Below are 10393 nucleotides of genomic sequence, written 5' to 3'. Positions count from 1 at the left end.
CCCAGCCGTTCGGACAGCTGGCGAGCGCCTTGCAGCGGCGTTTCGATGGCAACGTCGTAGACGCGGGAGGTGAGGATTTTCTTGACGTACTGTTCAAGCATCGGGGTGGCATCACTGACGAAGCGGGCAAGGTCGGGAAGTCTACTCTGCGCACCGAAAGACGACCATACGAATGACAGGGCTTTGCGGCGCAGTCGCCGCTATAATGCGGGCCTTTTTTGCATCCCCCTCTTCTACCTACATCAGGCACCGTGGAGCCCGCATGACCCAGGATCAACTCAAACAGGCAGTCGCTCAGGCAGCTGTCGACTTCATCCTTCCGAAGCTCGATGACAAAAGCATTGTGGGCGTCGGCACCGGCTCCACAGCCAATTGCTTCATCGACGCACTGGCAAAGCACAAGGCCGCCTTTGACGGCGCCGTCGCCAGCTCGCAAGCCACTGCGGCGCGCCTGAAGGCGCATGGCATTCCGGTCTATGAGCTGAACACGGTCAGCGACCTGGAGTTCTATGTCGACGGAGCCGACGAAAGCGACGAGCACCTGAACCTGATCAAGGGCGGCGGCGCGGCACTGACTCGCGAGAAAATCGTCGCGGCCGTGGCCAAGACCTTCATCTGCATCGCCGACGGCAGCAAGCTGGTGCCGGTGCTGGGCGCGTTCCCGCTGCCGGTCGAAGTCATTCCGATGGCCCGCAGCCACGTTGCGCGACAACTGGTGAAACTGGGCGGCGACCCGGTTTATCGCGAAGGTGTTCTAACCGACAACGGCAATATCATCATTGATGTGCACAACATGAGCATCACCAATCCGGTGGAGCTGGAAGCACAGATCAACGCCATCGTCGGCGTGGTCACCAATGGCCTGTTCGCCGCCCGTCCGGCCGACCTGTTGCTGCTGGGCACCACTGAAGGCGTGAAAACCCTGACGCGCTGATAAAATCGGTCGTGCCCACGCAAGGTGGGCATGACCCTCACAGGCTCAAGGCTTGCGGAACACGTAAAACAGGTTCGGCTCGCTCACCAGATACAGCGTCCCTTCTGCGTCCATAGCCATCCCTTCAGCCTGCGGCACGTCCTTGCTCAGCCCCATCGCCCCTTTTGCCAACGAGCCGCTGCCAATCGGATGACCGCTGGTGTCGAGTTCAAGAATGCGCTTCGACTCATCGGACAACGCCAGCAAATGGCCGCTGGTTTCATCGAATTGCAGGCTGGAGAGGTCACGAACCGACAGTCGGCCGTCGCGCTTGCTGTTGGAGATGACCTGCAGATTGCCGGGAGCCTCGGAGTTGGTCCTGGGAAAGCCGCGCACTTCGATGATCTGCACCGGATCACGCTCGCGGGCGACAAACAGGCGCTTGCCGACCGAATCATAGGCCAGCCCTTCATAGCCCTTGTTGCCACTGGCGGTGATGCCCAGCGTCAATTGTTCTGCCTGGGCAGCGTCCAGACTTTTGGTGTTGTCATCGACGTGAATCTGAATCAGCCGGAGCCGGCGCTCATCGCTGATCACATAAGTGCCCGGGCTGATGTATTCGACAGCCTCGGCATCACCGAACCCGACCAGCGGAATGCGCCGCAGCACACGACCTTCCAGGCTCAGCTCGACCAGTTCGGGGTTCTGGTTGGTCACCGTAAACAGGCTCTTGCGGTCCGGGTCGAAGCTCAGGCCCGAGACATCATCCTGCAGCCCGTCGATCACCTGTGCTTCGGTGACGACGCGGTACTGATCCAGGCCAATGGACTGAAGCGAGTCGGACTGCCAGAACACCTGCCAGTCGAACAGGGCACTTTCAACATAGCGGTATCGCTGATTGGCGATCACGAACACAACGATCAGGGGTACAAGGGCCAGAAGCAGGACTAAAGAGCGAGTAGAGCGACGCATGAAGGGTGACTCGGGCAGATTGAGCGGACGGGATTGATACCATGCCATCCTGAAAGCAAGCTTAATGGCATGGTGCTATATTTTTGCCGATTGTGTATCGGCGACCTGTGTAGTTGCCGTCCTGGCTCAGTGCTTGTGAAGCGCCCGGTGAAACGAATAGAACAGGTTCGGTTCGCTGACCATGTACAGCGTACCGGCCTCATCAAGGGCCACGCCTTCTGCGCGCGGAATTGTGTCCTTCAAACCGTTCATGCCGCCCAGCAGGGTCATGAAGCTTACCTGCTCGCCTTGCTCGTCGACTTCCAGCAACAAGTGCGAATCGGCAGACAGCGCGAGCATGTGGCCGGTGCGCGGGTCGATGCTCAATGACGACAGATTGCGCATGTCCAGCGAGCGACTCGACAGCGGTTGCTTGTCGCCTTTCAGCACGTCACTGCCATCACTTTTCCAAGTGTACAGCGCGGGAGGTCGCTCCTCGCCCAGTATCAGCTGCTGACGCTGTGGGTCCCAGGCGATACCTTCGAAGCCCTTGTTCTGGTTGGCAGACTTGCCCAGTTCGTACTGGGGGAAATCCGCGATGTTCAGGGTGGTGGTGTCGGCGTTCACTTTAACGATGGTCAACTTATGTTGGCGCTCATCAGTGATCGCAATCAGGCCATCGTTCATGACGGCGACACCTTCCGGATTGCTCCAGCCCACCAGCGGGATCTTGCGCAGTACATCGCCCGTGAGCGTCAGCTCCACCAGAAACGCATTTTTGCCCATGACCGCAAACAGCGTTTTGGTGACCGGGTTATAGGACAGGTCCGACGCCTCGTCCTTTTCCATGCCCGGCAGCACCTTTGCGTCGATATCCACATGGTAGTCCGGCAGCCAGATACTGGCGTGACGACCTGCCTTGCTCTCGAACCGCTCCTGAAACCAGAGCAGCGCGCGATCATCCCAATGCATGATGAAGGCCAGCCCATAGCCCAGCAAGGCAACCACTAACAACCACGAGTACCAGCGCATGTTGCGTAAGTAAGCGAAGCGTTTTTTGTTACGAGGCGGCGTTGCGGCAGTACTGGCCATTCATGTGTTCCTGAGCAAATGAGACTTCATGACGACGTGGTGCCCTTGCAGGGACGGCCGGATTATCCAGAACAGGTGTGAAAAAAACGCAAAATCGGCGGAACTATCAGTCACTCCACAGACAAAAGCCACCCGGGAGTGATCCCGCGTGGCTTTGGGTGCAGCTTGAAGATGCTGTCGGATTACCTGACGACGCTCTCGAACGGCGTCTGCCCGACCAGTTCCAGCGCGATCTGGTCGCCGGCTTCGAACGGCCCGACACCGGCAGGCGTGCCGGTCATGATCAGGTCGCCGGCCTGCAGCGAGAAGTTGGCTGCCATGTGCTGGATCATCGGCACGATCGGGTTGAGCATCATGTTGCTGTTGCCGTCTTGAACCACCTTGCCATTGAGGGTCAGGCGGATACCGATGTCCTCCAGGTCAGGGAAGGTCTCGGCGGGCACGAACGGCGGAATCACCGCAGCGCCGTCGAAACACTTGGCCAGCTCCCACGGCAGGCCTTTCTCACGCAGACGCGACTGGACATCACGCAATGTCAGGTCCAGGCCGGGCGCAAAGCCGCTGATCGCGTCCAGCACTTCTTCGCGCGAAGGGTTCTTGCTCAGGGGCTTGCCGATCAACACTACGATCTCGGCTTCGTAATGCACCGAACCGCGGTCTGCCGGAATAGTAAAGCCACCCTCCAGCGCAACCACCGCGCTGCCGGGTTTCATGAACAGCAGCGGCTCGGTAGGCACCGCGTTGCCCAGTTCCTTGGCGTGTTCGGCGTAGTTACGCCCGATGCAGACCACTTTACCCAGCGGGAAGTGAATGTTGGTGCCATCGACATATTTGTGCTGGTAGCTCATGACGTCTCCTGAGGCTGTAAGAGGCAGCCTGCTTATTGTTGCGACGGATCAAATGGTTGCGACGGATCAAACGGCGAAGATTTTGCCGGGATTCATGATCCCGTTGGGATCGAACACCGCTTTCAACGCCTTCATGTATTCGATTTCGACCGGCGAGCGACTGTACGTTAAATAGTCACGTTTGGTCATCCCGACGCCATGCTCGGCCGAAATCGAGCCGTTGTACTTTTCGACGGTCTCGAACACCCACTTGTTGACCCGGGCACATTTGACGAAGAACTCGTCCTTGTCGAGGCCCTCGGGCTTGAGGATGTTCAGGTGCAGGTTGCCGTCGCCAATGTGGCCGTACCAGAGCACTTCGAAGTCTGGGTAGTGTTCGGCAACGATCGCGTCGATTTCAGCCAGAAACTCCGGCACTTTCGAGACAGTGACCGAGATATCGTTTTTGTACGGTGTGAAGTGCGAGATGGTTTCGGAGATGTACTCGCGTAGCTTCCACAGGTTGCGTAATTGCTGTTCGCTCTGGCTCATCACGCCGTCCAGCACCCAACCCTGCTCGACGCAGTGCTCGAAGGTCGCCAGGGCCTGATCGGCCAGGTCGTCGGTGGTCGCTTCGAACTCCAGCAACACATAGAACGGGCATGGCGTGTCGAAAGGCGACGGCACATCACCGCGCGCCATGACCCGGGCGAAGGATTTGTCCGAGAAGAATTCGAAGGCGGTCAGGTCGAGCTTGCCGTGAAAGGCATGCAGCACCGGCATGATCGAGTTGAAGTCCGAGGTGCCCAGCACCATCGCGGTGAGGTTCTTCGGCGCACGGTCGAGGCGCATGGTCGCTTCGACGACAAAGCCCAGCGTACCTTCGGCACCGATGAACAACTGGCGCAAATCGTAGCCGGTGGCGTTCTTGATCAGGTCCTTGTTCAGCTCCAGCAGGTCGCCCTTGCCGGTGACCACCTTGAGGCCGGCGACCCAATTGCGCGTCATGCCGTAGCGAATGACCTTGATACCGCCCGCATTGGTGCCGATATTGCCGCCGATCTGGCTGGAGCCCGAAGAAGCGAAGTCGACCGGATAATAAAGGCCGCTCTCTTCAGCCAGCGCCTGTAATTGCCGGGTGATCACGCCAGGCTGACAGACCGCCGTGCGGTCGGTGAGGTTCAGATCCAGCACCTGGTTCATGTAATCGAACGAGACGACCACTTCACCGTTGGCAGCCACCGCGGCCGCCGAAAGCCCGGTGCGTCCACCCGAAGGCACCAGCGCCACGAGCCGCTCATTGGCCCAGCGTACGATGGCCTGCACCTGTTCGGTGGTCTTGGGGAATACGATGGCCAATGGCGCAGGGGTGAACTGCTTGGTCCAGTCCTTGCCGTAAGTTTCCAGAGAACCGGCATCGGTGAGTACCTTGCCGGGGTCAACCAGGGTCTGCAGCTCATCAATCAAAACGCGATCGGTCATTGAATCAACTCTCGAACGATTCATGGGCATCCTGAGAACGGTTCACGTTCGGGATGAGGTTTCGCGGGGCTCATATGCTAGCATACGCCCCCCGCGAGTCGTGCCCAGAGCCGATCCGGCCACCCCCTGCCAATTTTCTTCGGGACACAGGTTTACGCAGATGAGCAAGACTTCCCTCGACAAGAGCAAGATCAAGTTCCTTCTTCTCGAAGGCGTCCACCAATCCGCTGTCGACGTCCTCAAGGCAGCCGGTTACACCAGCATCGAGTACCACACCAAGTCTCTGCCGGAAGCCGAACTGAAAGAAAAGATCGCCGACGCCCATTTCATCGGTATCCGCTCCCGTACTCAGTTGACCGAAGAGCTGTTCGATTGCGCCAAGAAACTGGTTGCGGTCGGCTGCTTCTGCATCGGTACCAACCAGGTTGATCTGAACGCGGCGCGCGAGCGCGGTATCGCAGTATTCAATGCGCCCTACTCCAATACCCGTTCGGTCGCCGAACTGGTATTGGCCGAAGCCATCCTGCTGCTGCGCGGTATCCCCGAGAAGAACGCTTCCTGCCACCGTGGCGGCTGGATCAAGAGCGCGGCCAACTCCTTCGAGATCCGTGGCAAGAAGCTGGGCATCATCGGTTACGGCTCGATCGGTACGCAGCTGTCGGTGCTGGCCGAAGGTCTGGGCATGCAGGTGTACTTCTACGACACGCTGACCAAACTGCCGCTGGGCAACGCCACTCAGGTGTCGAGCCTGAACGAGCTGCTGGGCATGTCCGATATCGTCACCCTGCACGTTCCGGAAACCTCGGAAACCCAGTGGATGATCGGCGAAAAAGAAATCCGCGCGATGAAGAAGGGCAGCATCCTGATCAACGCCGCGCGTGGCACGGTGGTCGAGCTGGACGCACTGGCTGACGCTATCAAGGACAAGCACCTGATCGGCGCCGCCATCGACGTGTTCCCGGTCGAGCCGCGCTCGAACGACGACATCTTCGAAAGCCCGCTGCGCGGTCTGGACAACGTGATCCTGACGCCGCACATCGGTGGTTCCACAGCCGAAGCGCAGGCCAACATCGGTCTCGAGGTGGCGGAAAAGCTGGTCAAGTACAGCGACAACGGTACGTCGGTGTCCTCGGTCAACTTCCCGGAAGTGGCCCTGCCTGCGCACCCTGGCAAGCACCGCCTGTTGCACATTCACGAAAACATCCCGGGCGTGCTCAGCGAGATCAACAAGGTCTTCGCCGAAAACGGTATCAATATCTCCGGTCAGTTCCTGCAGACCAACGAGAAAGTCGGCTACGTGGTCATCGACGTCGACGCCGAATACTCCGACCTCGCCCAGGCCAAGCTGCAACAGATCAAAGGCACCATCCGCAGCCGCGTGTTGTTCTGATCCGAGCGCCGTGCCCACCCCGTGTGGGCACGATCAGTGTTCTTCCGGGCACCTATCGTTCCTCACGCTCCAGCGTGGGAATGCAGTTCACGACGCTCCGCGTCGCAAGAGGACGCAGAGCGTCCAGAAAGGCATGCGACGCAGAGCGTCGCACGATAGTTGCGATAATCGTTCCTCACGCTCCAGCGTGGGAATGCCGTTCGTGACGCTCTGCGTCACACAAGCACTGACAGCCCTACTTCACATTGATGGTGATCTTCTTCGACTCGACCGAAGGGTTCAGCGGCATGTGGCCTTTGTCGCCCATCAGCAATTGCAGAGTGTGCTGGCCCGGCGGCAGGTTGATTTCGGTTTCGGTCTGGCCCTTGCCGAAGTGGCGGATGTTGTCGCTTACCGGCAGGGGTGCATTCATCGCCGGCTGGTCCTTCACGTCGATCAGCAGGTGATGGTGACCGGTCTCGGGCACATCAACACCCGCAGGCGCGACGCCCATACCCTTGAGGCCGAATTGCACCTTGAACGGTGAGGTGACCGTTTCACCGTCCTTGGGCGAGATGATGTACACCTCGGCGCCTTCAGGGGCTGCGGTGCGGGGTATATCGGCGGCGCTGGCCAGCATGGATGCGCTGAGCAACAGTCCGGCGACCATCGTTCCAGAAAATAAGGATTTCATGATTGCTCCGGCTGCAGTTGACGTAAGTCGACCCTCACACGACGAATCCGTCGGTTCAGGAGTGCTCACGATAGACCGCAGTCAGGCCCAATGGCTCATCGCATTGATGAAACTGTTTTCATGAACGCAGCCGCAGGTCACTGGAACAGCTCGTTGCCCCGGCGTCTGAACCACCCCGTCAGTGACAGACGATCACGACTGGCGGGCATGACTTCATGGGGAATTTCGCCGGACAGAAAGACCACCAGACAGCCGCCCGTAGGCTGAACGTCGTAAGCCACCTCGTCCTTGAGGTACATGCGCAACTGACCGCCGTGCTCGGGCAGCCAGGCGTTGTTGAGGTAGAGCACCGCCGACACCATGCGCCTGTCGTCATCGCGGAATCGGTCCACATGCCTGAGGTAGCGGGCACCCGGCGGATACAGCGCAAAATGGCTTTCGTAATCTTCCAGGCCGAGGAAAAGGCCGCGATTGAGCGCCTGACGCAAACTGTCCATCAGCTCAAGATAGTGGTCGCAGCACTGCACCTGCCCCGGCTCGAGCCACTGAATGCGGTCGCCACGAATACCCTCGCGTATTTCCAGCGCAGTTCCCTTGCCAATCGCGGCAGGCTCAAGCTCGCCTTCGGCTGCACGTTTGCGGCACTCTTGCTCAAGTTCCAGAGTCAGAGCTTCGGGCAGGAAAATATTCTGCTGCGACCAGCCGTTGGCGGCCAGATCGTCGACGATTCGTAACAGCAGTGGGTGGTCAGAGGGTATGCGCATGGCGTGCATAGTATCCATAAGCCCTGAAATCGGACAGAGGCTTATACATGCGGTATCAAACGCATGAGATTTCATTCACCGAAGGCACTCATAACTCGACAAATCCACGCTAACACCGGGAGAATAGCGGCCTGCCGACAGGAGTCCCCAATGCGTCGTTTGTTTGTTTTGCTGTTGATGTTCTGCACCTCACCTGCCTGGGCAGACAGCTACGATCAGTTGTACAAGTCTGCAGGCTGGCCGGAACAGCGCGCGCATTTCAACGATGCCCTCAAGGCTGCCCAACAGCGTTACAGCAACAACCTGCCGCCTGCGGTTTATCAAGCGCTGGTCAACAACAGCAATCAGCGTTTCGCCCCCCAGGCCATGGACCAGCGCGCGTCGAAGCGCCTGCGTGAAAGCCTCAAGGACCCTGCCCCGTCGCTGCAGTTTTTCCAGTCACCGCTGGGCCGCAAGATCGTCAATGCCGAGCTGACCGCCACCCGCGCCGATCAGTTGGCCAAACATGCCCAGGGGCTGCCGCATATCGAAGCAGACGCGACGCGTCAGTTGTTGATCGGCCATCTGGCCCAGGCACTGCCTGCCAGAGAGGCCGGCGCGGAAGTCAGTCTTGCCATCGCAGGCGTTGCCGCCGACAGCCTGAGCCAGATGATCCCCGGCCTGCTGGGCGGAGGACAGGCGCAGGGCATGCTCGAAGGCCAGCGCGAGCGCCTGATGGCGCAGATGAGTGCTGACCTGAACAACACGCTGCTATACGTCTATCGCGACCTGTCGGACCCTGAGCTCGAAGAATTCTCGACCTTCGCCGAGTCGCCGGAAGGCAAAGCCTATTACCAGGCCGCTCTTGCCGCGATTCGTGCCGGTCTGGCGGTCGGACAGAGTGCGTCGAGCCTGAATCCCGGACAGTAAAAACCGTTCAGGCCTTCAAGCGCCTGAGGTCAAAGGAATGGACACCAGCGTATGAAAGACTCATTGGCTTTGCTCGCCACCGGTATCGTAATGGCCTTTTTCTCCTGGCTGTTCTGGAGTTCTCTGGGGAAGGACGCCTTTGCCGTGTTTGGGGCGCTGATGCTCGTCGTACTGGCCCTTGAAAACTATCGCCTGCGCCGACAGGTCAAGGCGCTGCAGGCCGGCAAGGCTGAAAAAGTCTAACGAAGTCGCCCTTTCAGAAAATCAAAGTACCGAGCCCGCAGCTCTGGCGTTTCGTTGGCCAGATGATGCCGGGCATGCCCGAGCATCAGAATCTGCGGTTGGCTGAATTTGTCTTTCAGAATCGCCAGATTGTGCGACCAGTCGACCGTCATGTCCGCCTCACCCTGGATGATCAGCGGGCTGCGCAGGCTGCGCGGCGCGCTTTCGACACGCACGATCCATTGCGCCAGCGCGCCGACCCAGGCCGTGGGCAGTCGCAGCGGCTGTAACGGATCGGCCATCAGAAAAGGCAGGAACGCGGGTGCATTGGAGTTTTCGGTGAAACGGCGGGCAATGCCCTTCACGAACGGTTTGAGCAGGTGATAACTCAGACGCGACCAGCCCCAGGCACGCGGCCTGACCAGCGGTGCCAGCAGGATCACCTCACCCTGCGCGGGCGAGTCTGCCCCCTGATGAAGCAGGTGATCCGTCACGATGGCACCGCCCATGCTTTGTCCGCACAGGTGCCAGGGATGTGGCAGGCCAAGGCCTTCGGCTTCGAGCAGCAGGCGTTGCAACACCAGTTGGTATTCGGCGAAGTCATTGATACAGGCGCGACTGCCGCTCGACAGACCATGCCCCGGCAGGTCGCAGGCGATCACGGCAAAGCCTTGCTCCAGAGCCCACTCGATCACATGCCGGTACAGGCCCATGTGGTCATAGAAGCCGTGAAACAGAAACAGCGTGGCGACCGGATTGTCAGGCAGCCAGACCTGCCCGACCACCTCATAGCCCGCCACATCGAGGCGCCCCAGCCAGCTGCGTATGACGTTTTCGCCACACAGTCCGGCAAGACCGTAGAAGCGCTGATAGGCCAGTCCCTCCATGGAAAGCGGATCAATAACGCTCAGCGGCAGCAGGCTGGCACGCAGGTTATCGGGGTCGAACGTGACGGACATGTGGTTTCCAGATTTCAACAAATGACTCGTAAAGTTGTGTAACGATATTCTTCTGTCTGCCCCGGCATGGCAAGCTAAGCGGCTGTAATCGCAGACATCTGTCATTGAACGTGCACATTGCTGTCTGCACACTGGGCGATGCTCGCGAGCTCACCTGCCCGAATTCGCCCTGAAGCCGTTTCGAACGGGCTCTTGTGTCGGGTTTCATCGA

At 59.3% G+C, this 10393-nt stretch carries 12 protein-coding genes; 4 read left to right on the top strand and 8 right to left on the bottom strand.

Annotated features, from left to right (window positions below; translation table 11 throughout):
* Positions 1 to 101, bottom strand: a 101-nt coding sequence (locus AO388_RS29590) for a hypothetical protein (protein WP_228380276.1), incomplete at its 3' end; no start/stop codon positions are given.
* Between the two features lie 161 nt (positions 102 to 262).
* Here AO388_RS29590 and rpiA point away from each other — a divergent pair.
* Positions 263 to 934 (top strand): ribose-5-phosphate isomerase RpiA, encoded by a 672-nt coding sequence (rpiA, locus tag AO388_RS07140; protein WP_003343875.1) that lies wholly within the window; start codon positions 263 to 265, stop codon positions 932 to 934.
* A gap of 45 nt (positions 935 to 979) precedes the next feature.
* On the opposite strand, the gene AO388_RS07135 is transcribed toward rpiA, so the two are convergent.
* The 4 genes from AO388_RS07135 to AO388_RS07120 all read right to left on the bottom strand — a co-directional run bounded on the left by AO388_RS07135 (position 980) and on the right by AO388_RS07120 (position 5265).
* Positions 980 to 1885 (bottom strand): SdiA-regulated domain-containing protein, encoded by a 906-nt coding sequence (locus AO388_RS07135; RefSeq protein ID WP_058416238.1) that lies wholly within the window; start codon positions 1883 to 1885, stop codon positions 980 to 982.
* A gap of 126 nt (positions 1886 to 2011) precedes the next feature.
* Entirely contained in the window at positions 2012 to 2956 is a 945-nt protein-coding gene (locus AO388_RS07130; protein WP_003372142.1) for an SdiA-regulated domain-containing protein, read from the bottom strand.
* Between the two features lie 182 nt (positions 2957 to 3138).
* Complete coding sequence (locus AO388_RS07125; protein ID WP_002555752.1) at positions 3139 to 3804, bottom strand: fumarylacetoacetate hydrolase family protein; 666 nt, start codon at positions 3802 to 3804, stop codon at positions 3139 to 3141.
* 66 nt (positions 3805 to 3870) lie between these two features.
* A complete protein-coding gene (locus AO388_RS07120) occupies positions 3871 to 5265 on the bottom strand; it encodes an FAD-binding oxidoreductase (RefSeq protein ID WP_003372145.1) in 1395 nt (464 codons plus the stop codon).
* A 160-nt stretch (positions 5266 to 5425) separates the two neighbouring features.
* Between AO388_RS07120 and serA the strand changes: the two genes are divergently transcribed.
* The gene (gene serA / locus AO388_RS07115) at positions 5426 to 6655 is read left to right on the top strand and encodes a phosphoglycerate dehydrogenase (protein ID WP_002555754.1); all 1230 of its coding nucleotides are present in this window, start codon (positions 5426 to 5428) and stop codon (positions 6653 to 6655) included.
* A 235-nt stretch (positions 6656 to 6890) separates the two neighbouring features.
* Here serA and AO388_RS07110 read toward each other — a convergent pair whose 3' ends face one another.
* Together AO388_RS07110 and AO388_RS07105 are read right to left on the bottom strand one after the other, a co-directional pair.
* Positions 6891 to 7328: a DUF4399 domain-containing protein gene (locus AO388_RS07110; RefSeq protein WP_011269266.1), complete on the bottom strand. Its 438-nt coding sequence runs from the start codon at positions 7326 to 7328 to the stop codon at positions 6891 to 6893.
* Between the two features lie 137 nt (positions 7329 to 7465).
* Complete coding sequence (locus tag AO388_RS07105) at positions 7466 to 8101, bottom strand: 2OG-Fe(II) oxygenase (RefSeq protein ID WP_003372149.1); 636 nt, start codon at positions 8099 to 8101, stop codon at positions 7466 to 7468.
* 141 nt (positions 8102 to 8242) lie between these two features.
* Between AO388_RS07105 and AO388_RS07100 the strand changes: the two genes are divergently transcribed.
* Positions 8243 to 9001: a DUF2059 domain-containing protein gene (locus AO388_RS07100; protein ID WP_003372151.1), complete on the top strand. Its 759-nt coding sequence runs from the start codon at positions 8243 to 8245 to the stop codon at positions 8999 to 9001.
* Between the two features lie 51 nt (positions 9002 to 9052).
* Positions 9053 to 9244: a hypothetical protein gene (locus tag AO388_RS07095; RefSeq protein ID WP_046720133.1), complete on the top strand. Its 192-nt coding sequence runs from the start codon at positions 9053 to 9055 to the stop codon at positions 9242 to 9244.
* On the opposite strand, the gene AO388_RS07090 is transcribed toward AO388_RS07095, so the two are convergent.
* Positions 9241 to 10182, bottom strand: coding sequence for an alpha/beta hydrolase (locus AO388_RS07090; RefSeq protein WP_003372156.1), 942 nt, complete (start codon positions 10180 to 10182; stop codon positions 9241 to 9243). The genes AO388_RS07095 and AO388_RS07090 overlap by 4 nt on opposite strands.
* Between the last annotated feature and the right edge of the window lie 211 nt (positions 10183 to 10393).

Origin of the sequence: Pseudomonas sp. ICMP 10191, assembly GCF_001467335.1 — a bacterium.
Taxonomy (GTDB): domain Bacteria; phylum Pseudomonadota; class Gammaproteobacteria; order Pseudomonadales; family Pseudomonadaceae; genus Aquipseudomonas; species Aquipseudomonas cerasi.
This window is presented reverse-complemented; position numbering and strand designations above follow the sequence as displayed.

Bases quoted from the DNA above. Each gene is read 5' to 3' on its own strand.
- rpiA (WP_003343875.1), top strand. From the start codon at position 263: ATGACCCAGGATCAACTCAAACAGGCAGTCGCTCAGGCAGCTGTCGAC.
- AO388_RS07135 (WP_058416238.1), bottom strand. From the start codon at position 1,885: ATGCGTCGCTCTACTCGCTCTTTAGTCCTGCTTCTGGCCCTTGTACCC.
- AO388_RS07130 (WP_003372142.1), bottom strand. From the start codon at position 2,956: ATGGCCAGTACTGCCGCAACGCCGCCTCGTAACAAAAAACGCTTCGCT.
- AO388_RS07125 (WP_002555752.1), bottom strand. From the start codon at position 3,804: ATGAGCTACCAGCACAAATATGTCGATGGCACCAACATTCACTTCCCG.
- AO388_RS07120 (WP_003372145.1), bottom strand. From the start codon at position 5,265: ATGACCGATCGCGTTTTGATTGATGAGCTGCAGACCCTGGTTGACCCC.
- serA (WP_002555754.1), top strand. From the start codon at position 5,426: ATGAGCAAGACTTCCCTCGACAAGAGCAAGATCAAGTTCCTTCTTCTC.
- AO388_RS07110 (WP_011269266.1), bottom strand. From the start codon at position 7,328: ATGAAATCCTTATTTTCTGGAACGATGGTCGCCGGACTGTTGCTCAGC.
- AO388_RS07105 (WP_003372149.1), bottom strand. From the start codon at position 8,101: ATGCACGCCATGCGCATACCCTCTGACCACCCACTGCTGTTACGAATC.
- AO388_RS07100 (WP_003372151.1), top strand. From the start codon at position 8,243: ATGCGTCGTTTGTTTGTTTTGCTGTTGATGTTCTGCACCTCACCTGCC.
- AO388_RS07095 (WP_046720133.1), top strand. From the start codon at position 9,053: ATGAAAGACTCATTGGCTTTGCTCGCCACCGGTATCGTAATGGCCTTT.
- AO388_RS07090 (WP_003372156.1), bottom strand. From the start codon at position 10,182: ATGTCCGTCACGTTCGACCCCGATAACCTGCGTGCCAGCCTGCTGCCG.